Annotated in this window: 23 protein-coding genes; 5 read left to right on the top strand and 18 right to left on the bottom strand. The window is 40.2% G+C overall.

Translation table 11 applies throughout. The annotated features are described in order from the left end of the window. Positions 1–134: 134 nt before the first annotated feature. From ICJ55_RS01875 to ltnD, 9 genes are all read right to left on the bottom strand, one after another. Positions 135–962: a cysteine ABC transporter substrate-binding protein gene (locus ICJ55_RS01875; RefSeq protein ID WP_188157096.1), complete on the bottom strand. Its 828-nt coding sequence runs from the start codon at positions 960–962 to the stop codon at positions 135–137. A gap of 20 nt (positions 963–982) precedes the next feature. Beyond that, positions 983–1714 (bottom strand): amino acid ABC transporter ATP-binding protein, encoded by a 732-nt coding sequence (locus ICJ55_RS01870; protein ID WP_188157668.1) that lies wholly within the window; start codon positions 1712–1714, stop codon positions 983–985. A gap of 177 nt (positions 1715–1891) precedes the next feature. Then, entirely contained in the window at positions 1892–3232 is a 1341-nt protein-coding gene (locus ICJ55_RS01865; RefSeq protein ID WP_188157095.1) for a carboxylesterase family protein, read from the bottom strand. A 64-nt stretch (positions 3233–3296) separates the two neighbouring features. Beyond that, entirely contained in the window at positions 3297–4769 is a 1473-nt protein-coding gene (locus tag ICJ55_RS01860) for a GntT/GntP/DsdX family permease (RefSeq protein ID WP_188157094.1), read from the bottom strand. A gap of 14 nt (positions 4770–4783) precedes the next feature. Beyond that, positions 4784–5731 (bottom strand): D-erythronate dehydrogenase, encoded by a 948-nt coding sequence (gene denD, locus ICJ55_RS01855; protein WP_188157093.1) that lies wholly within the window; start codon positions 5729–5731, stop codon positions 4784–4786. 12 nt (positions 5732–5743) lie between these two features. Beyond that, complete coding sequence (gene otnI / locus ICJ55_RS01850) at positions 5744–6520, bottom strand: 2-oxo-tetronate isomerase (RefSeq protein WP_188157092.1); 777 nt, start codon at positions 6518–6520, stop codon at positions 5744–5746. 1 nt (position 6521) lies between these two features. Further along, complete coding sequence (otnC, locus tag ICJ55_RS01845; protein WP_188157091.1) at positions 6522–7154, bottom strand: 3-oxo-tetronate 4-phosphate decarboxylase; 633 nt, start codon at positions 7152–7154, stop codon at positions 6522–6524. Then, a complete protein-coding gene (gene otnK / locus ICJ55_RS01840; protein WP_188157090.1) occupies positions 7151–8392 on the bottom strand; it encodes a 3-oxo-tetronate kinase in 1242 nt (413 codons plus the stop codon). The genes otnC and otnK overlap by 4 nt, the downstream gene beginning before the upstream one ends. After that, entirely contained in the window at positions 8392–9297 is a 906-nt protein-coding gene (gene ltnD / locus ICJ55_RS01835; protein ID WP_188157089.1) for an L-threonate dehydrogenase, read from the bottom strand. The genes otnK and ltnD overlap by 1 nt, the downstream gene beginning before the upstream one ends. 174 nt (positions 9298–9471) lie before the next feature. On the opposite strand from ltnD, the gene ICJ55_RS01830 reads away from it, so the two are divergent. Beyond that, the gene (locus ICJ55_RS01830; protein ID WP_188157088.1) at positions 9472–10233 is read left to right on the top strand and encodes a DeoR/GlpR family DNA-binding transcription regulator; all 762 of its coding nucleotides are present in this window, start codon (positions 9472–9474) and stop codon (positions 10231–10233) included. Here ICJ55_RS01830 and ICJ55_RS01825 read toward each other — a convergent pair whose 3' ends face one another. From ICJ55_RS01825 to ICJ55_RS01810, 4 genes are all read right to left on the bottom strand, one after another. Beyond that, positions 10234–10902, bottom strand: coding sequence for an amino acid ABC transporter permease (locus ICJ55_RS01825; RefSeq protein ID WP_188157087.1), 669 nt, complete (start codon positions 10900–10902; stop codon positions 10234–10236). Beyond that, a complete protein-coding gene (locus ICJ55_RS01820) occupies positions 10892–11551 on the bottom strand; it encodes an amino acid ABC transporter permease (RefSeq protein WP_188157086.1) in 660 nt (219 codons plus the stop codon). Before ICJ55_RS01820 ends, ICJ55_RS01825 begins: the two co-directional genes overlap by 11 nt. A gap of 137 nt (positions 11552–11688) precedes the next feature. Next, the gene (locus ICJ55_RS01815) at positions 11689–12408 is read right to left on the bottom strand and encodes an L-ribulose-5-phosphate 4-epimerase (protein ID WP_188157085.1); all 720 of its coding nucleotides are present in this window, start codon (positions 12406–12408) and stop codon (positions 11689–11691) included. Then, a complete protein-coding gene (locus ICJ55_RS01810; RefSeq protein WP_188157084.1) occupies positions 12405–13265 on the bottom strand; it encodes an L-ribulose-5-phosphate 3-epimerase in 861 nt (286 codons plus the stop codon). Before ICJ55_RS01810 ends, ICJ55_RS01815 begins: the two co-directional genes overlap by 4 nt. A 482-nt stretch (positions 13266–13747) precedes the next feature. On the opposite strand from ICJ55_RS01810, the gene ICJ55_RS01805 reads away from it, so the two are divergent. Next, entirely contained in the window at positions 13748–14428 is a 681-nt protein-coding gene (locus tag ICJ55_RS01805; protein WP_188157083.1) for a 3-keto-L-gulonate-6-phosphate decarboxylase UlaD, read from the top strand. 71 nt (positions 14429–14499) lie between these two features. Here the strand turns inward: ICJ55_RS01805 and ICJ55_RS01800 are convergent, their stop codons facing one another. From ICJ55_RS01800 to ICJ55_RS01785, 4 genes are all read right to left on the bottom strand, one after another. Next, complete coding sequence (locus tag ICJ55_RS01800) at positions 14500–15639, bottom strand: glycerate kinase (RefSeq protein WP_188157667.1); 1140 nt, start codon at positions 15637–15639, stop codon at positions 14500–14502. A 9-nt stretch (positions 15640–15648) separates the two neighbouring features. Beyond that, positions 15649–17028, bottom strand: a complete 1380-nt coding sequence (locus ICJ55_RS01795) for a GntP family permease (RefSeq protein WP_025218225.1) — start codon at positions 17026–17028, stop codon at positions 15649–15651. Positions 17029–17150: 122 nt separating this feature from the next. Then, the gene (locus ICJ55_RS01790; RefSeq protein WP_188157082.1) at positions 17151–18245 is read right to left on the bottom strand and encodes a CdaR family transcriptional regulator; all 1095 of its coding nucleotides are present in this window, start codon (positions 18243–18245) and stop codon (positions 17151–17153) included. A gap of 31 nt (positions 18246–18276) precedes the next feature. Continuing rightward, positions 18277–19110, bottom strand: coding sequence for an alpha/beta hydrolase (locus ICJ55_RS01785; RefSeq protein ID WP_188157081.1), 834 nt, complete (start codon positions 19108–19110; stop codon positions 18277–18279). 224 nt (positions 19111–19334) lie between these two features. Between ICJ55_RS01785 and ICJ55_RS01780 the strand changes: the two genes are divergently transcribed. Genes ICJ55_RS01780 through ICJ55_RS01770 form a run of 3 tightly spaced genes read left to right on the top strand, consistent with a single transcriptional unit; the run spans position 19335 to position 22937 of the window. Beyond that, the gene (locus tag ICJ55_RS01780) at positions 19335–20879 is read left to right on the top strand and encodes a YjjI family glycine radical enzyme (RefSeq protein ID WP_188157080.1); all 1545 of its coding nucleotides are present in this window, start codon (positions 19335–19337) and stop codon (positions 20877–20879) included. A gap of 1 nt (position 20880) precedes the next feature. Next, positions 20881–21669 (top strand): 4Fe-4S cluster-binding domain-containing protein, encoded by a 789-nt coding sequence (locus ICJ55_RS01775; RefSeq protein WP_188157079.1) that lies wholly within the window; start codon positions 20881–20883, stop codon positions 21667–21669. 11 nt (positions 21670–21680) lie between these two features. Then, the gene (locus ICJ55_RS01770) at positions 21681–22937 is read left to right on the top strand and encodes a NupC/NupG family nucleoside CNT transporter (protein ID WP_188157078.1); all 1257 of its coding nucleotides are present in this window, start codon (positions 21681–21683) and stop codon (positions 22935–22937) included. An 80-nt stretch (positions 22938–23017) separates the two neighbouring features. On the opposite strand, the gene rimO is transcribed toward ICJ55_RS01770, so the two are convergent. Next, positions 23018–24352 carry a 30S ribosomal protein S12 methylthiotransferase RimO gene (gene rimO, locus ICJ55_RS01765; protein WP_188157077.1) on the bottom strand — a complete coding sequence of 445 codons (1335 nt, stop codon included), beginning with the start codon at positions 24350–24352 and terminating at the stop codon, positions 23018–23020. Between the last annotated feature and the right edge of the window lie 84 nt (positions 24353–24436).

Raw genomic sequence — 24436 nt, 5'->3', positions numbered from 1 at the left:
GATAAAAGAAAAACCTTATTCATCGCTGAATAAGGTTTTTTTCTTCCTTGAAGATTACAAGCGGTCAAAAAAGTAGAATTTTTTGCAAATAGTTTATGTTAATCAACCGCAAGGTAAGCAATCCGTTCACTTACTTATTTTGCTAAAAGATCTTCTTTTTCGCCATAAACGGGAACTAAGGTTTTTTCGTAAGCTGCTTTTAATTTGCCGTTCGCTTTAAGTTCGCTAATTTCTTTGTTCACGAAATCCAGTAAAGCCTTATTACCTTTTTGTACCGCCGGTGCAATTTGCTCAGATGGACCGATATTGCCAATCGCTACATCAAAGTCTATGTTCTCTTTTGCCCAAGCCCAAACTAATGCGTTGTCGTGTGCAAGAGCAACGCCACGTCCGTCTTTTAATGCATTAAAGGTTTCGGTGTTATGGTCGAATTTTAATAACTGAATTTCAGGGTGGTTTTTGCTGAAATAAGCATCAGCTGTTGTGCCTTTATTCACTAATAAGGTTTTGCCTTCAAGTTGTTTAACATCTGTAATTGGGGCATTTTTTGGAGAAACCACACCTAATGCTACGTTCATATAAGGCTCGGCAAAATCAACCACTTCCGCACGTTCAGGTGTTTTAGTAAAGTTGGCTAATACTAAATCTACTTTATTTGATTTTAGATATTCTACACGGTTTGCTGCTTCTGTGAGTACGAACTCCACTTTGTCAGGGCTACCCAGTAAATCATTGGCGATTTCTTTCGCAATTTCCACATCAAAACCTTGATTTTTACCGTTAGCATCAATGTAGCCAAAGGGTGGTTTATCACTAAATACTCCAATACGGATTACTCCTTTTTCTTTAATTTGAGCGACGCTATCTTTTGCTTGAGTAGAACCACTGTTATCACAAGCAGTTAATGTAAAAGCTGCAAGTGTTGTTGCCAGCAAGGTTTTTAAGAATGTTGAACGTTTCATAATAATTCCTCAAATAGTAGTTAATAATCTAAACCGTGTAAGAACTGTTTTGCCCGCTCGGTTTTCGGTGCTTTAAAAAATTCTTGTGGAGAAGATTGCTCGATGATTTCGCCTTTATCAATAAATACAATACGATCGGCTACCTTCTCTGCAAACCCCATCTCGTGGGTAACAATGAGCATTGACATTCCCTCATCTGCCAATTCCAATACCACATCTAAAACCTCTCTTACCATTTCAGGGTCAAGAGCCGCAGTAATTTCATCTAACAAAATAACTTCAGGGTTCATACATAACGCTCGTACGATAGCAATACGTTGTTTTTGTCCGCCGGAGAGTTCTCTTGGGAAAGCTGCTTTTCTATCAAACAAACCAACTCGTTTTAAGAGTAAATCTGCTTGAGCTGCAACTTCTTCCCGACTACGTTTTTGAGCCTTTAATGGACCAAGTAAAATATTTTCGATAACGTTTAAGTGTGCGAATAATTCATAGCTTTGAAATACCATTCCCACTTTTTGCCGAGATTGCTCCCAGCTCAAATCTTTGCCAAATTCACCGACACCTTGCATCGTAATTGTGCCACCTTGTTTATCTTCCAATCCATTAATACAGCGAAGTAACGTGCTTTTCCCACAGCCGGAAGGTCCGAGTAACACTACCACTTCACCTTTATGTAAATCTAAACTTAGATTATTAATCGCGATGGTTTCACCATATTTTTTGTGTAAATTTTGGATTGAAAGTAAAGACATATATGCATTTGCTAAGTTATTTGATGAGTTCATTTTGCAAAAAAATTTTTAGGAAAGGAAATTATAAGAGGCTATTTTGTATAACTTTTGATTATAAGGGTGGTTTGAGATAAGTTAGGTAACAGAACTGTTACCTAACCTTAAGATTGATTTTATTTTATGAATGATAACCTCAAATTACTGGCGTTTTTGTTGAAGTAGCCACTCAATAATTTCAGGACTGTTATAGACAGCGTCCCAAGTATTATGAGGATTGTTATTAACAATACCATTGTCGCCGGCTTGCTCAAAGCTGAATTCGGTATATTTCACATTAGGGGCGTTAAGTTGCTCGCTTAAAATTTGGTAGTTGATGCGAGAACCTTTCACAGGTGAAACTTTGTCTTCTTTGCTATGGAAGAACCAGATGGGGAGGTCTTTAATCGCCGCCAAATTCGCTTTAGTTGCATTGCCGTCCACCCACTCATTGGTGTAGGCTTCACGTCCGCTCATCAATAAAGCTCCAGCAAAGAAATTCGGGCGGGCGAGTAACAGATTTAGTCCGCCCTCTGCCCCACGAGATAAACCGTTCACGTAGATGCGGTTAGTATCAATTTGTGGATTGGCTTTGATAGTTTCATCAATCATTTTGAATACGAGATTGATACGGTTTTCCGTCTGCCAATGAATACCGCCTTTTTGTCCTTTTTCTGCACTATCAAATGGGTCAAAGACTTGGTCATATTGCGGAGCTAACACAAAACTTGGTTCATAAGGCAAGGTTGCAATTGCCCCTTTACTCGAAATTAAATGAGCAAGATTATCTGAACCAACCTGCCCTGAACCGTGTAGGAAAATGACAAGCGGGTATTTTTCATCATTTTTTTGCAAAGGCGAATAGAGGCGATAGTTCAGCTTATTTTTTGGATTATCTAAGCTAATCTGTTTTGCCACGAACTCGTCAAGGTAAGTTGTTTTGATTTTTTCAGGCTCAGCGGTTTGTGTCCATTCTGCCTTACCTAAGGTTGATCCATTCGTTAATTTTAGTAATCCTCTTTGTTCCACCGAATAAGCTAAGCGATTTGCAAAAAATTCAGGAATTCTGACCGCTTGTACCCTCTCACTTTCTACAATTTTGCCGTTTGCCTCTTTAGCTTTGAATTTCATTGGCTCTTTGTTAGCTTCTTTTAGGCTATATGGCACAGCATTTTTATCTGTGGTATCTAATTCAATAATAATATACTTACCGGCTTTCGGAAGGTTTGTGGTTTTCGGCTCACTATTTACATAGGCTTTTAGGACCGAACGGTTTTCTTTTTCCGCATTATCTAAACTGGTTTTGACTTGATAAAGCTGACGAAGATCGCTACCCGATAACACATTTTCAGGGTATTCCAATGCTAAACCGTTAATTTTTTGGCCTTGAGGAGTGATTTCGGCAAGTAGAGTAATATTTACCGCTCCGTTAGGTTTAACTTCATCGGCTGCGTATAAGAAAGTAGAGAATGCTAGACCAGCAAGAAGAGAGAGGTTTTTCATAATATTTCCTTATATATAAAAAAATAGACTATGAGATTGTTCTCATAGTCTATTTATCAGTTCATTACTTATTTAAGGTTTTATTTTGAGATTTGATATAGATTGCGATAATTACCATCACTCCAACAGGGAACGCAAGGTCAAATAATGAACCATCGTTACCCCAAACAAGGTTAGCTAGAATAACGCTAATGCCGCCGATACCCCACGCAATAGTGGTTGGTACAGACCAAACAATCATCTGTTTTTTCACATCGTTGATGCCCATCATTCGGTTTACCACCCAGAATAAGCTGTCGTTAAAGTAACCGAAGAAGAGTGAACCCATTGTTGCCGCTTGTGCTGCTAATAACATATTCACGCCCGGAATTTGAGCTAAGATTGGAGCGGAAATAGACGCTGCTGTAATCATTGCAACTGTACCAGAACCTTGAATAAAACGAACCATTGTAGAAACAATGAACGGAATTAAGATTGGAGAAATCGGTAATTGTGCAATTTGTTCTGCTAATTGTTTACCTGCACCGCTATCACGCAATACTGCACCCAACGCACCGCCAGCACCGGTTACTAATAAGATAATACCTGCAGTTTTAACCCCTTCTTCAAGATGAAGTGCAGTTGTATTTCTATCAGTATTTGGAAGAAGTGTATAAACAGCAACTAATACACTTAACGCAAGTGCAATCATCGGATGACCAACGAAAGCGAAGAATTGATAGACAGCTGATTGAGCTAATTCCGTATTGCCTTTTGCCGCTAAATCAAACATTGCTTTAATGAAAATTAGGGCAATAGGAAGCACGATAGGTAATAAAGATAAACCTAAACTTGGTAAGTTTTTCTTCTCACGGCTTTCGATGTAGTCATCAAATTTTTGTTTTAACTCTTCTTGAGTGAAAACTTGTTGGTTGAACTCTGGGTATTTTTTATCTAACCATTTAGCATACAGAACGATACCAATTACAGGTAATACTGCCATTGCCATACCGACTAATAGCATTAAGCCAAGATCAACATTAAACAGTCCTGCAACACCTAATGGACCTGGTGTTGGTGGTACAGTGTGGTGAGTTACTACTAAGCCACCAGCAAGAGCAACTCCTAAGGTTAAAAGTGAACGTTTACCATTTTTCGCTAATGCTTTAGCCACAGGATAGAGAATAACAAAAGCAGAATCTACGAAGATAGGGATACTTACCACATAGCCTGTGATTGCTAATGCCCATTCTTCTTTTTTCTTACCTAACATTTTGATAAAGCTATATGCCATTTTTTCTGCTGCACCAGAAACTTCAAGCACACTACCCATCATTACACCCAAGCCGATAACAATACCGATACCACCTAATGTGCCGCCAAAACCTTTACTGATTGCACCTAAAGTATCATTTACGGACATTCCGCCTATAAGACCAGCAATAGCGGAGGCAATTAACATTGCAATAAATGCGTGAACACGAGTTTTTAATACTAAATAGACTAAGACAAAAACGGCAATCAATAGTCCGATAATCGGAATGGGTAAGCCAAACATAGAATTGCTCCTAATTACATATCATATTGAATAAATTGTTGGATGACTTCTTTGAAGTTGTTATCTGCCGTAAAGCCAAGTTTAAGAGCTATAGTTTTATCTATCTCAACCGGCCAGCTGGCAACGATATTGTTAATATTTTCATCAAACTTGAATTGGATTTTATCTAAGATTTGTTCTCCTTTTATTGAAACTAAATCAGATAGCATTTGCTCTACGCTTACCGTGAAACCCGGTAGATTAATCACGTGCCAGTCGCGTGGTGGCAAGCTAGGTAAAGTTAATGCGTGGATAAAGTTATTAATTACTGTATTCGGGCTGGAAAGCCATAAACGTAATGAGCCTGATACAGGGCAGATAGCCTCTTCCCCGTGTAAAGGTTCACGGATAATACCGCTTACAAAAGAGGAAGCTGCTTTATTAGGTTTACCCGGGCGGATACAAATTGTAGGTAAGCGAAGCACAATGCCATCAACAAAACCCTTGCGAGAGTAGTCATTGATGAGCAATTCACACATTGCTTTCTGTGAGCCATAAGTTGATTGTGGTGTAACTGCTGTGTCATTAGTGATTACATCTGGTAGCTCACCACCAAATACCGCTAATGAGCTGGAGAAAATAAAGCGAATATTCGGGTTATTTTTACGACAGATTTCTAATAGATTACGAGTAGCTAAGAAATTGATTTCATAACCTAAATCAGGATCTTGCTCTGCGTGGCTACTGACAATCGCAGCTAAATGAAAAATAGCGGTCGTTTTTTCGGTAATAATTGCATCTAAACCTTCAGGATTTCTTAAATCCATTTCTAAACAACGTACACGAGAGTCATTATTGGGTGCGGTTGGTTTAATAACATCCACTAACACCAATTCTTCAATTTTGTCTGAATGCTGAGTTAATAAGGTTTTTGCAAGGCGTTGTCCTAAAAAGCCTGCTCCACCTGTAATGACGATATTCATTTTATCTATCCTCTATTTATATTGCTCGAACCAACCTAATCCTGCGGTTGTTTCCGCTCTTGGTTTATATTCACAACCCACATAGCCGTCATAACCGATTTCATCAAGTTTGTTGAAAATGTATTCGTAGTTAATTTCGCCTTCATCAGGCTCGTGTCTATCCGGCACAGATGCAATCTGAATATGAGCAAATCTGCCGTTTAATTTATCGGTTAAACGAGAAAGATTGCCGTCCACATTCTGTGCGTGGAAATAATCAAGCTGAACAAATACATTGTCTCGATTAACAGCTTCTACAATTTCCAACGTATCAAACTGGCTTTTTAGCAGATAGTTTGGTTTTACTTCAGGGCTAAGTGCTTCTAATAACACCTTAATGCCGTGAGGTTTAAATTTATCTGCGGCATATTGCACATTTTTGATGAAAGTCTGTTTATAAGCTTCACGAGCTTCTCCTTCCGGCACAACCGCTGCCATAACGTGCACATTTTCACAACCTAATGCGAGAGCATATTCCAATGCCAAATCAATATCACGATGGCTGTCTGCTTCACGCCCCGGGATTGCCGAAACACCCCACTCGCCCTTAGAAACATCGCCTGCTGCGGTGTTAAATAGCACTTGCTTTAAGCCGTATTGTTCTAGCTTGGCTTTAAGTTCTTCAGCTGGATAGTCATAAGGCCAAAGGTATTCAACATACTTAAATCCTGCTTTTGCTGCCGCCTCAAAACGATCTAAAAACGGCACTTCGTTAAACATCATCGTTAAATTTGCTGCAAATTTAGGCATTTTATTTTCCTCTGTTTTTTAGGTCATTCACTTCGTCATCAGTGAGATAACGAACCTTCTGACCTTGTAGAATAAAATGAAGTTTGGCGGTTTCTTCCAGCTCTTCGGTGTTGTCTACTGCATCAACTAAATCTGAACCAGTTACCACAACACCGTGATTTGCCAGTAAAAAGGCTTTACCATCTAAGGCTCTTTCGCCTAATTCTCTCGCAATATTGCTATCGCCCGGTCGGTAGTAAGGAATAACGGGCAATTTTCCAACACGCATTACATAGTATGGTGTGAAGGCTTTCATTGCATTGTCTGTGTCCAGATTTTCTAAGCAAGAAAGTGCTGTTAAATAAGTGGAATGTAGATGCACGATTGCTTTGCAATTTGGATTTTTTCGGTACATCGCCAAGTGAAAAATCGATTCCTTAGAAGGTTTATCACCCTCAAGTACATTCCCTTCCATATCTAGCACTGAAAGACGCTCAGCCTGTAGCCGTCCTAGTGATGAACCTGTTGGAGTAACTAAAATACGATTTTCATCTAAACGAACAGAAAGATTGCCTGCTCCACCTACCGTATAGCCTCGCTCAAATAAAGAACGAGCGAGATTTACCATTTCAATTTTTTGTTCTTGTTCTGTCATTGGTACATTCCTTGTGCATAAGAGAAGAAATCTTCTTTTCCGAAATTTCCAGATTTCAATGCAAGAAAAATTGGTTTTTCGACCGCTTGTAACCACGGTACACCCGGTGCAATTTGCTTACCGATGTGGAAACCACTAAATCCAAGCTGTTGAACTACAATGCTAGAGGTTTCTCCACCGGCAGTAATAAAGTTGGTTACACCTGCTGTTTGTAATTTTTCTGCTAGTTTGGCAAAGGTATTTTCAATTGCGTGGCTGGCTTTATCGCCACCGAATTGGCTTTGGATCTCTTTGAGTTTTTCCGGCGGCACTGTGGCATAAACCAAAGGAGCTAATTCACCATCTAAATTCCCAATAACCCATTGATAGATTTCTTCTACATAGTTCGGGTCGTTAATCGCTTTTTCTGCTTCTAAGAAATAGCTTGGAGCTTGTTGTTTATAAGCGGTTACTTGGCTGTTAGTCATTACAGAACAAGAACCAGAAAGTACAACGGTTTTGCCTTTGCTTGGCACAAATGCATTCGTGCCTTTCTTGCCACCTGAACGGTAAGCTGCCATATAAGCCCCTAAGCCTGATCCACCTGTTACTAATTTGAAATCAGCTATGGCTTCTGCAAGTACCGTAAGTTGTGAGTTGTCCGCTGCATCTACAACAGCATATTTGTAGCCTTGTGCTTTTAATTCAGCGAAACGAGCTCTTACACGCTCTGTCCCTTGAATAACATCAGCATAGGCTACTAAACCCGTTTTACCTTGAGATTGAGCGTCCATTAAACGCACTAAGTTGGCATCTTTCATCGGGGTAATCGGGTGGTTACGCATACCTGATTCGCTCAACAATACATCGCCGACAAATAAGTAGCCGTTAAAGATCGTACGACCATTTACTGGTAGAGCAGGTGTTACTACCGTGAAATCGGTCTCTAACGCTGCCATTAATGCATCGGTAACTGGTCCGATATTGCCTTTTTCGGTACTGTCGAAAGTTGAGCAATACTTAAAATAGAATTGTGTGCAACCGTTTTGTTTTAACCATTCAAGAGCAGATAAAGATTGTGCAATCGCTTCATCAACAGGGTTTGAGCGAGATTTCAAGCTAATGACAATCGCATCAACTTCACCATTTAATGCTACTTTAGGTACACCGTTCATCTGTACAGTGCGTAAACCGTTTTCAACCAAGAAGCTCGCAATGTCGCTCGCACCGGTAAAATCATCTGCAATAATGCCTAGCATTAGTTGTCTCCTTTTTTCGGCAACTCAATCCCGCTGAAAATTTTGATCACCGCACTATCATCTTCCTTGCCATAACCTGCGTTACTTGCTTCGGTAAACATTGAGTAAGCCGTACTTGCTAAATGCAGCGGGAAGCGTAATGATTTTGCGGTGTCGTTCACTAAGCCTAAATCTTTCACGAAAATATCTACCATTGAAAGCGGAGTGTAGTCGCCATCAACGACGTGTTTCATACGGTTTTCAAACATCCAAGAATTACCTGCGGCGTTAGTCACTACGTCATACATTAAATCAAGTGGAATACCTGCACGAGCCGCTAATGCCATTGCTTCTGCACCTGCGGCAATATGTACACCAGCTAATAGTTGGTGAATAATTTTCACCGTTGCACCTAAGCCAATTTCTTCGCCGATGTTGTATACTTTGCCTGCAACGGCATCTAAAACAGGTTTTAATTTCTCAAATGCTTGTGCAGAACCTGATGCCATAACCGTCATTTCGCCTTGTGCGGCTTTAGCTGCACCACCTGAAACAGGAGCATCTAACATAATTAAGTCTAAATTTGTTAATTTATGTGAAATATCTTTCGCATCTTGTGCAGAAATGGTAGATGAAACCATTACGACAGTACCTTTATTCAAATGTTGTGCTAAGCCATTCTCGCCGAATAATACTGCATTTACTTGGTTTGCATTCACAACTAATAATAAAACTGCATCTAAATCTGATGCAAATTCAATTGCACTATTACCAACGCCTTTTGCACCTGCTGCTTTTAAGGTTTCTAAGTAGGTTGGATTTAAATCTACACCGTAGGTGTCTAAACCTGCTGCGATACAAGATTTCGCCGCACCCATACCCATTGCACCTAAGCCGATAACGGCAACGCTATATTTTTGACTCATTGTTTATTTCCTCAAATAAATTAATGAACTTGATGGGCGTATATTAACCAATAGAAAAGATAAAATCTGTGATAGCGATCACAAAATTTAACAATTAATGTTAAATTTTGTGATTTTAATTTTGTGGGCTAAATCTGATATAATTTGTAACAACAACTAAAATTAGGCGAAAAAATGATTCCTATAGAACGACAACAGAAAATATTGCAATTTATCAATAATAATGGGGTGGCTAGTATTCAATTTTTGGCAGATAAGTTAAATGTGTCGCATATGACTATCCGCCGCGATATTCAAAAACTTGAAGATGAAGGCAGGATTTCGTTAGTTTCAGGGGGGGCTCAATCCGTTGAGCGATTAGCGGCTGAGCTACCGCATAGTGATAAATCAAGTTTGTTTCACGATGAAAAATCCGCCATTGGGACTTTAGCTGCAAAGCTTATTTCAGATCACACTACGGTGTATCTTGATGCAGGAACTACCACATTAGAAATTGCTCATCAAATAGCAGATAGAAAAGACCTACTGGTTATTACAAACGACTTTGTAATAGCTCATTATCTTAGTAATGCAGGAAAGTGTGATTTAATTCATATAGGTGGAAGTGTTTGTAAAGAAAATTTCTCAACAACAGGTTCACTTGCTGCAGAGTTTCTTAAGAATCTTTCTATTGATATTGCCTTTATTTCAACCTCATCTTGGAGTTTAAAAGGTTTAACAACGCCAAATGAAAATAAAATTCCCGTAAAAAAAGCGATATTACAATCATCAAAACAAAATATTTTAGTTACCGACTCATCAAAATACGGCAAAATTGCTACTTTTTTTGTTTGTCCTTTAACCGTATTTGATCAAATTATTTGTGATAACGGATTGTTTGAAAATGTGCAAGATGCACTTAAAGGGCTTGATGTTAAATTGAATATTGCACAGTAATTAACTCTCCCACCTATGTTCTAATTTGTTCGCCAATAATGAAAGTGGATAGCAAATTAAGAAATAGAGCACGAAAATTAGCCCATAGACAAAAAATGACGCATTAGGGCTGGTAAGAAGGGAATTTTCAATAATCTGTTGTCCTACTTTTACTACTTCAATAACACCAATGAGTGCGGCGAGTGAGCTGGTTTTAATCATTCGAGTAAATAGATTAATCGCACTTGGCAACAGACGGCGAGTACCCTGTGGTAATTCAATGTGGCGGAAAATCTGCATACGGGTTAAACTGATTGCTTTTGCGGATTCTATTTGGTGTTTTTCGATTGAGGCTAAAGCACCACGTACCAAATCGCCCATTTCAGCTGTTCCCCATAAAGTAAACACCCATATACAAACCCAAACACCGCTAATGTGAATATCTAACCACGTTGATATGCCAAAATAGAGCATAAAGAGCCAAACTAAGATTGGCACAATGCGTATTGTTTCAAGGTAAAAACGAGCAAATCCACGTACAATCAGGCTATTTGAACGCATAATCAAGCCAAATAATATGCCTAAAACCAGCGATAGTGTAACGGATATAAAGGATATTTTAGCTGTTAGCCATAGCCCTTGAGCCAAGCGGGCGGCATTTTGCCCTTCCCATAACCAATCAAACCCCATATTTTGCCTTCCTTACTCTGTTTTCAAAATGACGGACCAAAAGCGATATTGGTAGCAAGATAATTAAATAAGCAATAAATAGCATAAATAACGCTTCGTTGGTTTTGTAATCCATACCAATAATATCTTTAGTAACAAATAATAATTCTGCTACGGCGATAGCACTAATAACAGAGGTTTCTTTAATTAAAAAGAGTACATTTGCCCCAATGGCTGGAATAGATACTGCCCACGCTTGTGGGAAAATAACATATCGGAAGATTTGGTAAGGCTTTAAGCCGATAGATTTTGCAGCCTCAGTTTGTCCTTTGGGAATAGCTTGTAAACCAGCTCGTAGGCTTTCTGCCATATAACTAGAACCTAGAAAAACTAAAGCGATAACACCACAAGTGAAGCCGTCCCACTTAATCCCTATTTTCGGTAAGCCATAGTACAGAAAAAAGAGTTGAATAAGTAAAGGAGTATTACGAGAAAGTTCTATATAACCTTTTGCAATGCTATCAAGCGGTCGTATTTTGTAAGTAATAATAACGGCAATAATCAACCCGAAAAAGAGAGAAAGGGAAATTCCCCAAAACGAGAGTTGCAGGGTAAGCCAAGCTGCATCTAAAAATTTGGGGATATTGTTATAAATATAAGTCCAATTCATATCGCATAAACATTTTGGAGATAATGAAGGCTATTGTGTGAGAAGTAAAATAAAAAGGGAAAGAATTAGAACTACTTTTTTATAGAAATTAGTTATAAAAAAATCAGCACATTGCTGTGCTGATTTTTTAATTTGAATTATTGCCCGTAATAAGCATTTTTACCGTGTTTGCGGAGGTAGTGTTTATCTAGCAATTCTTGTTGCATCGGCTGAATATCAGGGCGAACTTGGTGGCTGATAAAATTCATATAGGCAACTTCTTCTAAAACCACTGAATTATGCACCGCATCGTGTCCGTTTTTACCCCAAGTGAATGGACCGTGCGAATGTACCAGAACTCCCGGAATAGACATTGGCTCAATGCCACGGGTACGGAAAGTTTCTACAATCACTTTACCTGTTTCTAACTCATATCCACCTGCAATTTCTTCAGGGGTCATTTTACGGGTACAAGGAATTGCACCGTAGAAATAATCACCTTGTGTTGTACCGAGTGCTAACAGATCTTTACCTGCTTGAGCCCAACCCACAGCGTTGCGTGAATGCGTATGTACTACGCCGCCAATATCTGTAAATTCACGATAAAGTTCTAAGTGAGTTTCTGTGTCCGAAGATGGCTTTTTATCCCCATATACACGGTTGCCTTGTAAATCAACAAGCACAATATCTTCAACCGTCATTGCATCATATTCCACACCTGATGGTTTGATAGCTACTAAGCCTGTTTCACGGTCGATTTCACTTACATTGCCCCAAGTGAAAGTAACTAAACCGTGTTTTGGTAATTCTAAATTTGCTTTTAAAACACGTTCTCTTAATGCTTGTAATGCCGGTGTTAATTCGGTTAATTGAGTCATAGCGTGAAGCCTCCTTCTGTCATTTTTTGTTCAATCCAACGGCGAGCATTAATAATCTCAGCGATTGGCTCTTCTGCTTTTTCTGTCCACATTTCGATTAAAAATGCACCACGATAATTTAATTCAGCCAGCGTTTTAAAGCAAGCAGGGAAATTCACGCAACCATCACCGAACGGCACATCACGGAATTGTCCTTTGCAAGTTTCAGTTACTTTGTAGGTATCTTTCAAATGGATTGCTGAAATTTTATCCATTCCTAATTTAAGTTCTTCCGCTACGTTATCATTCCACGCAGAGAGATTGCCTAAATCCGGATAAACGGTAAACCAAGGAGATTTGATAATATCGTCCCATTTCTTCCAGCGAATGATGGAACTCATAAATTTGGTGTCCATAATTTCAACGGCAATGGTTACTTGGTTACTTGCCGCAAGTTCTACCGCCCATTCCAAGCCTTCTTGGAAGCGTTGGATTGTGCCTTCGTCTTGCTCTTCATAATAGACATCATAGCCGGCAAGCTGAATGGTGCGAATGCCGAGATCAACTGCTAATTGAATAGCCTTTTCCATAATCTCATAGGCTTTTTGACGAGTGGCTTCATCACGAGAACCGAATGGAAAACGGCGATGTCCCGATAAGCACATTGATGGAATGGTTACCCCGGTGTTAATGATCGTTTTGACTAATTTAGCACGCTCTTTTTTGCTCCAATCAAGGCGAGCAAGGCGTTCGTCTGTTTCGTCAATCGACATTTCCACAAAGTCAAAACCGCAGACTTTGGCGATAGAAAGTCTATCTTGCCAAGAAATATTCTTAGGCAAGGCTTTTTCATAGATACCGAGTTTGTGTTTTCTCATAAATTTTCCTTGAGAGTAGTATTTGCAAAATTTTAGTAAAAAATAACCGCTTGTTGTACTAAGCTAGAATAATCTCTAATCCATTTAATTAGTGGATATCTTGTCTTCAATGACAGAAGAATTCTTTATATCTGTTACTTTGTTTATCGAATAAATAACTATTCTGCCATAATGAAATGGCTGAAAAAAGCATAACCTCTAAAATAGATATTTATTATAAGCATAATTTGTTATTATTCACTAAACATAAAAATAATTCTATTCTTCTTTGATCAAAAAGTTGCAAACTGGCATAAAGAATGAACCTATATTGCATACTCTTTCTGAGACTGTTCCGAACAATAAAAGCAAGGTTTAATCGAAATTACTCAAGTCTTATATGATGAAGATAGAAGAATTGCTCATAATGTTTATGCAATGATTGATAACGCATTAAACGGTTGAGAATTAATGAATTTTAAAATCCACAGAGGAATATCAATATGTCAAAACCCTTACTACAAATCGCATTAGATTCACTCAGTTTAGAAAAAGCCGTTGCGGATGCAAAACAAGCTGAAAATTTAGTAGAAATCATAGAATGTGGCACAATTTTAGCCTTTGCAGAAGGTATGAAAGCGATTTCTACCTTACGTGCATTACACCCAAATCACATCATTGTGTGTGATCTAAAAACTACCGACGGTGGTGCAATTTTAGCGAAAATGGCGTTTGAAGCAGGGGCGGACTGGCTTACTGTTTCAGCAGCGGCTCACCCTGCCACCAAAGCTGCCTGTAAAAAAGTGGCGGACGATTTCAATGCTGCCCACCCAGAATTGAAAGTGAAAAAAGAGATTCAAATTGAAATCTATGGTAACTGGACAGTCGAGAAAGATGCCAAAGAGTGGGTGGAACTTGGTGTTACTCAAGCTATTTACCACCGTTCACGCGATGCCGAATTAGCTGGTAAAGGTTGGACAACAGAAGATGTTGAGCTAATGAAGCAACTGTCTACATTAGGTATCGAATTATCTATCACCGGTGGTATTGTGCCGGAAGATATCCATCTGTTTAAAGAGATCAAAAATGCGAAAGCCTTTATTGCAGGTCGTGCTTTAGTGGGTGAAAAAGGCAAACAAACCGCTGAAGCAATTCGTGCAGAAATTGATAAATACTGGAGTTAATAAAGCTCTATAAAAGAAATTGAGTTCTAACTATCCGCTAGAACTCAATTTTTTACCCTCTGACAGTCTTCTTATTTAGCATCTGCCATTTTCCAAAGTCGTGCCACATTCTCTGCGGTGGAAATCAGATTTTCTTTACCGAGTTTCAGCGTTTCTTCAAGACTACCCAACTGTCGGATAATCGGGAACACAGCATCAATACCGTGTTGATAAACCACAGGGTAGTCTTCTCGTAAACAACCGACAATCGCAATCACTGGCTTGTCAAACTGCTTAGCTGTTTTGGCAACGCCAATCGGGGTCTTACCTGCGATGGATTGAGCGTCCATTCTGCCTTCGCCTGTAATCACCAAATCCGCATTTGCTACTTTTTCGGCAAGACGAGTGGCTTCAATAATAATGTTCACTCCGGAACGAAGTGTAACATTTGGTAGCAGTAATAATCCGCCCCCCATTCCGCCTGCCGCTCCAGCCCCTGCGGTATCGGCAATATTCACACCAAGCTGTTTCTGAGCTTGCTCAGCAAAATGGCGGAGAGCATTATCTAAGGTTTTGACCATCTCAGGTGTTGCTCCTTTCTGCGGTCCAAAAATGGCGGAAGCCCCACGCTCGCCACATAACGGATTATCCACATCACAAGCGACTTCAAAGGCGACTTGAGATAAACGTGGATCTAAACCGCTTAAATCAATCTGTTGAATTTGATTTAACGCTTCGCCCCCGAAGCCGATTTCTTGCTTTTCCGCATTGCGGAATGTTGCCCCTAAGGCTTGCAACATTCCCACTCCGCCATCGTTAGTAGCACTGCCACCAATGCCGAGAATGATTTTTTCCACCCCGAAATCGAGTGCGGCTTTAATCAGCTCGCCAGTACCATAACTGGTGGTAATCAGCGGATTTCGCTTGTTGTTTGGTACAAGATGTAAGCCACTTGCCGCCGCCATTTCAATAAAGGCAGTTTTTTTATCGCCCGATAGCCCGAAAAACGCTTCAACTTGGTTTGCAAGCGGTGCTTTTACGCTGATTTTTTGCAAATTACCTTGAGTGGCATCAATCAGCGATTGCACTGAACCTTCACCGCCGTCTGCCATTGGTACAAGCTCACAATCAGCATTCGGGAAAATGCGAGAAAAACCTGTTTGAATTGCCTGAGCCACCTCTAAAGCGGTCAAGCTCTCTTTAAATGAATCGGGAGCAATTACAATCTTCATCATACTTCCTTACAATAATACTAATGAGAGTAGATACACTGTAAGAATACCAACCACGCCCATAATGAAGGTTAGCGTGGTTTGTGTGCGATAACCCTGTTGCGGCGTGAGTTTGGTAAAGTTAGTAACCACCCAGTAATAGCTGTCGTTGGCGTGTGAGACACACATTGAGCCTGCGGCAATTGCCATCACAGTTAGAGCTGCCGCCATTTCGCTGGTTAAACCTAAGGCGTTCATTAGTGAATCTGGGGCGTTGAACATTCCCATAATAGAAGCAGTTGTAATAATCGCCACAGTTGAGCTGCCTTGTGCGGTTTTCAAAATAGCTGAAATCAAGAATGGGAAGAAAATGCCTGCGGTGCTGATAATGTGGGCGTTTTGTTTGATGTAATCCACAAAACCTGCTTGAGTAATCACATTACCTAACACGCCACCTGCTGCGGTAATGAATAGGATTGGTCCAACTAATTTCAAGGTATCGTTGGTTAAGCTGTCAAACTCTGCCATTTTACCGCTCGAAGCCAGTAAGAAAATCGCAAAGACGACACCAACTGCTAAGGCGATAATCGGGTTGCCGACAAACTGTAAGAATGTACCGAAATTACCACTTACACCTGCGATTTTAGCAATAGAGCCTAACGCCATTAAGATAATCGGTACAAAAATCGGGGCAAGGCTTAAAAAGCCACTCGGTAATTTTCCATAGTGTTTCAGTAAGTCTTCATAACTTTGGCTGATGATTTTATCCGCTTCCGCTTCTTCGCTAACCGAGACTTGTTTACCGATATATTTTGCAAAGAAGTAGCTGGCAATTAGCACAGGAATTGATACCACAACGCCCATTCCGATAACCAATAATAAGTTATGGCTTAATCCTACTGCACCCGCTGCTGCAATCGGACCAGGTGTCGGAGGAATAAAAACGTGAGCGGCATATAAACCGGCACTCAGTGCAACCGCCATTCCAACTGGGTTAGCCAAGATTTTTTTACGAATCGCTTCACGGATTGGATTTAACACCACGAAACCGCTGTCACAGAACACAGGAATGCCGACAACCCAGCCCATAATCAGCATCGCAAGCTCTGGGCGTTTTTGCCCGACTACTTTTACCACCATATCGGCAAGTTTCAGGGCTGCCCCTGTTTTTTCTAAAATCGTGCCGATAATCGCCCCAAAGATGATGACGATACCGATACTTTTGAAGGTGTTGCTAAACCCTTCGCCGACAATAGACGGAATTTTCGCCAGCGGTAAACCGGCTAATAGAGCCAATGCCAATGAAATCGACATTAACGCCAAGAAAGGGTGAACTTTCAGTTTGGCAATCATATAGATCATAATAATGATTGCCACCACAAAGGTGAGAATAAGTGCAATACCGGACATAATCAGTCTCCTCGTTGTAGAATAATCAACCCATTATTAGAGATCTGCCGGTAAAAATCTTTATATGAAATTGCAAAAAATTTGTTAAAAATGACCGCTTGTTTTGTATTTTTCTACAATTTTTACGATAAAACCGCACCAAGATAAAGCACAAATTTTTGCTCTATGTTATTGAAAGATAAGCCGGTAATCTGCTCAATCTTCTCTAACCGATAGCGTAGGGTATTTGGGTGGATAAACAATTTTTGTGCGGCGTGATCCAGATCACAATTTGCAAAAAAATAGTGGCGAAGACTTTTCAGTAGCACCGGTTTTTTATCTGAATTCAGCAACGCTTGGAACGGAACAAGTAAGGTTTTTGCCTCCCAAGAGTGGCTAAAGCTATGTAACAAAGCAGGCAGTTTGAAATCTTCAAAATGAATAATCCGCTTGCGACTTTGGATTTGCTCGGCATAGTTGAGGGTGTGGCGAGCGGTTTGATATGAAATGTTGGTTTGCGATAAATTCTCAACCGCCAACCCAACCACTGTTTTAAAGGATATTTCGGGTTCTGCCAGTTTATTTAAGGTATTGCGAATCAGAGATTTATCATTGGATAAATTATTCAATAAGGCGATTTTATCTAAGCTAATTACCGCCGTGAGCAAGGTGGGGAAATGATGCTCAAAGAAATCGATCAAGTGTTGTAATTTCTCAGCCGTTGGCGTATTCACTTTAATCAGTATAACCGAGAGCGGTTTTGCAAAATCTTGCTCAAAAAAGACCGCTTGTTCGTGAATCTCTTCCGTGCTGAGTGTGCCTTTGAGCAAAGCTCGCACAAATTCTTCACGATAACGCCGCTGCCAACGCTCTTGTTCCAGCTCAAAGGCTTGTTGCATAATCAGCTCTGCTGCCATTTTCACTAATTGAGCATATTGGCGAATTTCTTGCGGCTGCCCTGAAATTCCTACCACACCAACGGTAGAACCGAGATAGTGTAGCGGTAAATTAATGCCCGCTTTTGCTTCATAGTGCCACTGTTTTGCAAGATTTTCATCAATTTCGACCGCTTGATCTTGGCGTAACGCCAACACCGCCCCGGTATGTCGCTGCCCGATACGAGTGGTATCGCCGGAGGCAATAATGACGCCTTCGTTATCCATCACATTGACGGAATTGGGAATAATCTGCATCGTGCGTTTTACAATACGGTCAGCAATGGCTCGGTTGAGTTTCATCTTTTATCCTGTTGCAATCGGCACAGCCTGTTTAGCGTTTTAAGAGCGAGAAATGTAAAAACTCGACAAAATGATCAGCCCAGTGCATTTCGTGGTGGATTTCGTTCGCCATAATGCGTAGGCGAATGTTATCCAGTGGCACACCGGTGCGAATTAGCGACTGATAATAGTTTAACGAGCAGTCAATATAAGTTTGGTTCATATTGGAGATAAAGTGTGAGTCGATTTCATCGCCTTCATTCGTGCCGACCTGAATAAACACCTTGGTATTTGGTTGTATTGGGTGCTGGTGCGTAAAGTGTAAAAAATCCGGCTCGCTAAACCAAGAAGCCAGAGAAAATACGCCTAAATGCCCGAAAATATGGGGGTAGCGGCTTCCCATATAAGCTGTGATAATGCCTCCCATTGAGCTACCGGCAAGTAACGTATGCTCACGTTGTGGTTTGGTGCGGTAATGGATATCAATAAACGGCTTCACAGTTTCTACCACCCATTTTGCATAGTCGCCGCCTAAACCGCCCGCGTTTTTGGTTTCAGGCGTAGAGCCTGTTGTGGTTTTCCAAGGACCATATTCATTTAAACGCTCTTTGCCTGCATTATCAATGCCGACAATAATCATCTTGGGTAATTCCGAGTGCGATTTAATGGTTGGAATAATTTTCCACGAATGCCCGGAGTAAGACTCTTTGCTGTAAAACACATTCTGCCCATCGTGCATATATAACACAGGGTAAGTTTCCCATTTTTCGTGATGATAATCTTTCGGCAGCAATACCCGAATACGGCGATGGTGATGTAAGTATGGCACATATAAAAAATGTTCCTGCATTTCCAGATAGTGATGATTGAAATGTTTATATGCCATTATGTTTATTCCTTTCTGATATTAAATGTTGTCATAACCGTATTTTACACCTTAATTTTATGACGAGAAACAAGCGGTCATAAAAAGTGAATTTTTTGCAAATTCAAGCAATCGTTTGCCTTATTCTTTTTCGATATATAAAAGAGAAACTGTGATCTAAATCACAGTAATTTTAGTTAGGCTTGGTTAAAATCCCTCCCGATAATTCAATAAAGGAGAACGCTATGCAGGCTTCATTACAAGATATTCTTGATGTGGTAAAAGCAAAAAATTTAACTTATCAACAAAAGTTGATGAGTTTGGGTAATATTGCCGAGCGGTTATTTAGCCCCGTTGAGTTACTCGGTTATACCGAAGAAGAGTGGGCGTATATTAACAATCAGATGATTTGCGATCTGTGTGAAGGTTATGCGATTTACCGCCCTCGTTATATTCTGCCTGATTATAATGTTTATATTCAAAAAGGTTGTAAATTCTTAGATTTACCACCGCCAACCAATCTTGATGAAGTGCTGGACGGGTTATTGATTCTCTACTCTCACGTTCCGTCAATTACCACTTTCCCTGTCTATATCGGGCGTTTAGATGAATTATTAGATCCGTTTATTACCGATGAAGAACAAGATTACATCAAAATTAAACGTTTCTTAAATCATATCGATAAAACCATTTCAGACTCATTCTGCCACGCTAATATTGGACCTTATGATACCAAAGCAGGGCGTTTAATCTTAAAAGCTGTGATTGAACTTGAAAACACCACGCCGAATATGACGATTCGTTATGATAAAACCAAAACCTCTCGTGAATTTGCGGAATTAGCAGCGAAAGCTTGCTTGTTGGTTTCAAAACCTTCTTTCGCCAATGATGCCTACTACCGCCAAGATTTAGGCGATGAATACGGCATTGCGAGTTGTTATAACGCCTTACCGGAATGTGGCGGTGCTTACACCTTAACCCGTTTACGTTTGGGGACGATTGGGCGAGCGTGTGCAACGGTAGATGAAATGGTCAATAAACTATTACCAAAAGTAGCGAAGTTAGCACTTTCTACAATGGATAAACGCCATAAATTCTTGGTGGAAGAAAGTAACTTCTTTGAAAGTAGTTTCTTAGTTCACGAAGGATTTATTAAACGTACGAACTTCACGGGTATGTTTGCGATTGTAGGGCTTGCCGACGCAGTAAATCATTTATTAGAGCAAGAAGGTTTAAGCGAAACCTTCGGACAGAGCAAGCGTGGTGATGAAATTGCAACCCTGATTATGGATAAACTTCAAGAAGTCAATAATGCTCATCAAGGTGTGTATGCAGAACGTACCAACGATCACTATTTACTACACGCTCAAGTTGGGGCAAGCAACCACGCAGAAGATAAATTGAATACGCCGGCTCACCGTATTCGTGTCGGTCAAGAACCAACGCTATTGGCTCACTTAAAACAATCTGCACCGTTCCACAAATATTTCCCATCGGGTACAGGCGATTTGTTTGCGTTTGACCAAACCTACACCGACCATTTAGATGCCGTTGTGGATATTATTGATGGCTCATTTGAACAAGGTTATCGCTACATTACCACTTACTTGAAAAATACCGATTTAATTCGCGTAACGGGTTATTTAGTGAAGAAAAGTGAGGTGGAACGTTACCGTCAAGGCGAAGCCGTATTGCGTGATACCACTTGGTATGGTGCGGGTACGGACGATTGTGCCAAAGTATTCGACCGTCAGTTGCGTGATGAAGAAAATGTAACTGTGGCACAATAAAATGGCTGCACTTTCTGATATTTTTGTGCCGTTGCATCGCATTATTCCCTTTTCTAATGTGGAAGGGCAGGGCAACCGCACAAGTATTTTTCTACAAGGTTGTAAGCTAAATTGCTTGTATTGTCATAATCCGGAAACAATCTCTCGTTATACGGAAGAAGCAAAACAGGTTAGTTTGCAATACTTATATGATCAAGTGATGGAGGCTGTGCCTTTTATTCGAGGGGTAACCATTTCGGGTGGAGAGCCGACGATTCATCATAAAAAATTAGTTCCGCTGTTTGAAGCATTTCGCCGAAAAGGCTTAACCTGTTATTTAGATAGCAGTGGCTTTTTTGATTTTGAGGCAACAGAGCCGTTAATTAATGTTACCGATAAATTTCTGTTTGATCTTAAAGGTGATGGAATCGGTTTACAAACGCTCTGCTTTGATCGAAAAAATCAAGCCGGCAAAGTGCCTGAACAGGTTATTCCAAGCGTTAATCATATTAAGCCTGAAAACTTGGCTCGTAATTTGCAAAATTTAGCCAAATTATTACCGCTTGATAAGGTAGAAGAGGTGCGTTTGGTTTACCTCAACGAGTTTTATGATGCCTATCATTTACTCGAAAAAGTAGCTCAATTACTTAAGCCTTATCCAAACGTATTGCTCAAAATTATTCGGGTACATACCAAAGGAGCAAGAGACGAAGACGGTTTAGCCTGCTTTGTACCAAGCATTGAGCAAACAGATAAACTGGCGGCATTTGCCAAACAGTGTGGAATAAACAAAATTATTACTATCTACTAACGGAGTTCTCTATGGATATATTCATTAGCATTATCGGCGTATTTGTCCTATTAGGTATTGGGGCTTTACTGTCTAATAATCGACGTGCAATTAATTTGCGAACCGTATTTGGAGCATTAGCCATTCAAATTGCTTTTGCTGCACTTATTCTGTATGTGCCAGCAGGGCGTGATGCGTTACTTGCCACCGCAAATGGCGTGAGTAAGGTGATCAATTACGGTAATGAAGGGATTTCATTTTTGTTTGGTAACTTAGCTGATCCAAGCAATAGCAGTATTGGCTTTGTGTTCGCCATTAAGGTATTACCGATTATTATCTTCTTCTCTGCACTGATTTCATTACTCTACTACATTGGCGTGATGCAATGGGTGATTAAAATTATTGGTGGCAGCTTACAAAAGTTACTCGGCACTTCACAGGCGGAATCAATGTCTGCGGCAGCGAATATTTTCGTTGGACAAACTGAAGCTCCATTAGTGGTAAAACCTTATATCAGCCGAATGAGTGATTCAGAACTCTTTGCGGTGATGGTAGGTGGAACAGCATCTATCGCAGGTTCTGTAATGGCTGGTTATGCAGGAATGGGCGTGCCTTTAACTTACTTAATTGCAGCGTCATTTATGGCTGCACCGGCAGGTTTGTTATTTGCGAAATTAATGTATCCGCAAAATGAACACATTTCAGATACCATTGATGAAAATGTTGAAATCGAAAAACCAAATAATGTGGTGGAAGCCTTAGCTAACGGTGCAAGTTCAGGGGTATCTTTAGCGATTAATGTTGGTGCGATGTTAATTGCCTTTATTGCGGTGATTGCATTACTTAACGGCATTATCGGCGGAATTGGTGGTTTATTTGGGCGTGAAGATTTAACGCTACAAATTCTATTGGGCTACATCTTCCAACCGCTTGCATTTATTATTGGTGTGCCTTGGGAAGATGCTGATATTGCAGGGCAGATGATCGGTATGAAATTAGCGGTAAATGAGTTTGTAGGTTATCTGGAATTTGCCAAGTATCTGCAACCTGATTCAGTTGTGCAACTAAGCGATAAAACCAAAGCAATTATTACTTTTGCATTATGTGGTTTCGCTAATATTAGCTCTATTGCGGTATTAATTGGTGGTATTGGCAGTATGGCTCCAAATCGCCGTTCAGACATCGCTCGCTTAGGCTTAAAAGCAGTAATTGGCGGTACATTAGCGAACTTAATGAGTGCAACTATTGCAGGTTTCTTTATCGGCTTAAGTGGTGCTGCTTTAGGTTAATATAAGGGCTTATACAAGCGGTTAAAAAATGCTGCTAGATTGCAAATCTGGCAGCATTTATTTTTTACTCGGATTTGTAGTTAATTCAAGGTTCCCCACAGATCGTATTCATCTGCATTGGTAATGGTTACTGAAATAATTTGGCCGACACTCACGTCTTTATTTTCAAGATTATCAACATACACGACACCGTCAATTTCCGGTGCATCAGCCATTGAACGCCCGATAATACCTTCTTCATCAATTTCATCAATGATTACAGGTAAGGTTTTACCGATTTTAGCTTGTAAGCGTGCAGCGGAAATCTCTTGTTGTAACTGCATAAAGCGGTGGAAGCGTTCTTCTTTTACCTCTTCCGGCACTTGATCCGGCATATCGGTTGCAACTGCACCTTCAACAGGGCTGAATTTAAAGCAACCAACACGGTCAAGTTGGGCTTCTTTTAAGAAATCAAGTAACAGTTGGAAATCTTCCTCTGTTTCACCCGGAAAGCCAACAATAAATGTGGAACGTAGCGTTAATTCAGGGCAGATTTCACGCCATTTTTTGATACGCTCTAGAGTTCTTTCAATTGAGCCGGGGCGTTTCATCGCTTTTAAAATTTTCGGGCTGGCGTGTTGGAGCGGAATATCCAAATACGGCAGAATTTTGCCTGCTGCCATTAGCGGGATTAAATCGTCTACGTGCGGATACGGATACACATAATGCAAACGCACCCAAACACCCATTGAACCTAATTGCTCACAAAGTGTGATTAAGTTACTTTTAATCGGCATACCGTTCCAGAAAACGGTTTTAGTGGCTTCTTCTTTTTTGCGATCTAATGAGTAAGCAGAGGTGTCTTGAGAGACAATTAATAACTCTTTTACACCGGCGTCGACTAAACGTTTGGCTTCATCTAATACTTGCACAATCGGGCGGCTTGCCAAATCGCCACGCATTGACGGAATGATGCAGAATGTACAACGATGATCACAGCCTTCTGAAATTTTTAAGTAAGCGTAATGCTTTGGTGTGAGTTTTACGCCTTGTTTTGGTACAAGGCTAGTGTAAGGATTGAACTCAGGTTTTGGCACATATTTATGGACGTGGTTCATTACCGCCTCATAACTGTGTGGACCAGTAATTTCCAACACTTTCGGGTGGACTTCACGAATTTGGTTCTCTTTTGCTCCTAAACAGCCTGTAACGATCACTTTTCCGTTTGCTTCTAGGGCTTCGCCAATGCTTTCCAATGATTCTTGCACTGCAGAATCAATAAAACCGCAGGTGTTTACAATCACTAAATCAGCATCTTCATAGCTTGGAATGATGTTATAACCGTCGGCACGTAGCTCGGTTAAAATACGTTCGGAATCAACTAAATTTTTAGGGCAGCCTAAGCTGATAAAACCAATATTCGGGGTAGCACTCATATAACTCTCAACAATTAAAAAAGAAAATGCCTACAAATTTTGTCTTGTAGGCAAAAAACTAGCGAGATTTTACAAAAAATTGCC

The organism is Mannheimia bovis (assembly GCF_014541205.1).
Taxonomy (GTDB): Bacteria; Pseudomonadota; Gammaproteobacteria; order Enterobacterales; family Pasteurellaceae; genus Mannheimia; species Mannheimia bovis.
This window is presented reverse-complemented; position numbering and strand designations above follow the sequence as displayed.

What these genes read in the sequence shown, in the direction of transcription:
- ICJ55_RS01875 (WP_188157096.1), bottom strand. Translation starts at nt 962, where the DNA reads ATGAAACGTTCAACATTCTTAAAAACCTTGCTGGCAACAACACTTGCA.
- ICJ55_RS01870 (WP_188157668.1), bottom strand. Translation starts at nt 1,714, where the DNA reads ATGTCTTTACTTTCAATCCAAAATTTACACAAAAAATATGGTGAAACC.
- ICJ55_RS01865 (WP_188157095.1), bottom strand. Translation starts at nt 3,232, where the DNA reads ATGAAAAACCTCTCTCTTCTTGCTGGTCTAGCATTCTCTACTTTCTTA.
- ICJ55_RS01860 (WP_188157094.1), bottom strand. Translation starts at nt 4,769, where the DNA reads ATGTTTGGCTTACCCATTCCGATTATCGGACTATTGATTGCCGTTTTT.
- denD (WP_188157093.1), bottom strand. Translation starts at nt 5,731, where the DNA reads ATGAATATCGTCATTACAGGTGGAGCAGGCTTTTTAGGACAACGCCTT.
- otnI (WP_188157092.1), bottom strand. Translation starts at nt 6,520, where the DNA reads ATGCCTAAATTTGCAGCAAATTTAACGATGATGTTTAACGAAGTGCCG.
- otnC (WP_188157091.1), bottom strand. Translation starts at nt 7,154, where the DNA reads ATGACAGAACAAGAACAAAAAATTGAAATGGTAAATCTCGCTCGTTCT.
- otnK (WP_188157090.1), bottom strand. Translation starts at nt 8,392, where the DNA reads ATGCTAGGCATTATTGCAGATGATTTTACCGGTGCGAGCGACATTGCG.
- ltnD (WP_188157089.1), bottom strand. Translation starts at nt 9,297, where the DNA reads ATGAGTCAAAAATATAGCGTTGCCGTTATCGGCTTAGGTGCAATGGGT.
- ICJ55_RS01830 (WP_188157088.1), top strand. Translation starts at nt 9,472, where the DNA reads ATGATTCCTATAGAACGACAACAGAAAATATTGCAATTTATCAATAAT.
- ICJ55_RS01825 (WP_188157087.1), bottom strand. Translation starts at nt 10,902, where the DNA reads ATGGGGTTTGATTGGTTATGGGAAGGGCAAAATGCCGCCCGCTTGGCT.
- ICJ55_RS01820 (WP_188157086.1), bottom strand. Translation starts at nt 11,551, where the DNA reads ATGAATTGGACTTATATTTATAACAATATCCCCAAATTTTTAGATGCA.
- ICJ55_RS01815 (WP_188157085.1), bottom strand. Translation starts at nt 12,408, where the DNA reads ATGACTCAATTAACCGAATTAACACCGGCATTACAAGCATTAAGAGAA.
- ICJ55_RS01810 (WP_188157084.1), bottom strand. Translation starts at nt 13,265, where the DNA reads ATGAGAAAACACAAACTCGGTATCTATGAAAAAGCCTTGCCTAAGAAT.
- ICJ55_RS01805 (WP_188157083.1), top strand. Translation starts at nt 13,748, where the DNA reads ATGTCAAAACCCTTACTACAAATCGCATTAGATTCACTCAGTTTAGAA.
- ICJ55_RS01800 (WP_188157667.1), bottom strand. Translation starts at nt 15,639, where the DNA reads ATGAAGATTGTAATTGCTCCCGATTCATTTAAAGAGAGCTTGACCGCT.
- ICJ55_RS01795 (WP_025218225.1), bottom strand. Translation starts at nt 17,028, where the DNA reads ATGTCCGGTATTGCACTTATTCTCACCTTTGTGGTGGCAATCATTATT.
- ICJ55_RS01790 (WP_188157082.1), bottom strand. Translation starts at nt 18,245, where the DNA reads ATGAAACTCAACCGAGCCATTGCTGACCGTATTGTAAAACGCACGATG.
- ICJ55_RS01785 (WP_188157081.1), bottom strand. Translation starts at nt 19,110, where the DNA reads ATGGCATATAAACATTTCAATCATCACTATCTGGAAATGCAGGAACAT.
- ICJ55_RS01780 (WP_188157080.1), top strand. Translation starts at nt 19,335, where the DNA reads ATGCAGGCTTCATTACAAGATATTCTTGATGTGGTAAAAGCAAAAAAT.
- ICJ55_RS01775 (WP_188157079.1), top strand. Translation starts at nt 20,881, where the DNA reads ATGGCTGCACTTTCTGATATTTTTGTGCCGTTGCATCGCATTATTCCC.
- ICJ55_RS01770 (WP_188157078.1), top strand. Translation starts at nt 21,681, where the DNA reads ATGGATATATTCATTAGCATTATCGGCGTATTTGTCCTATTAGGTATT.
- rimO (WP_188157077.1), bottom strand. Translation starts at nt 24,352, where the DNA reads ATGAGTGCTACCCCGAATATTGGTTTTATCAGCTTAGGCTGCCCTAAA.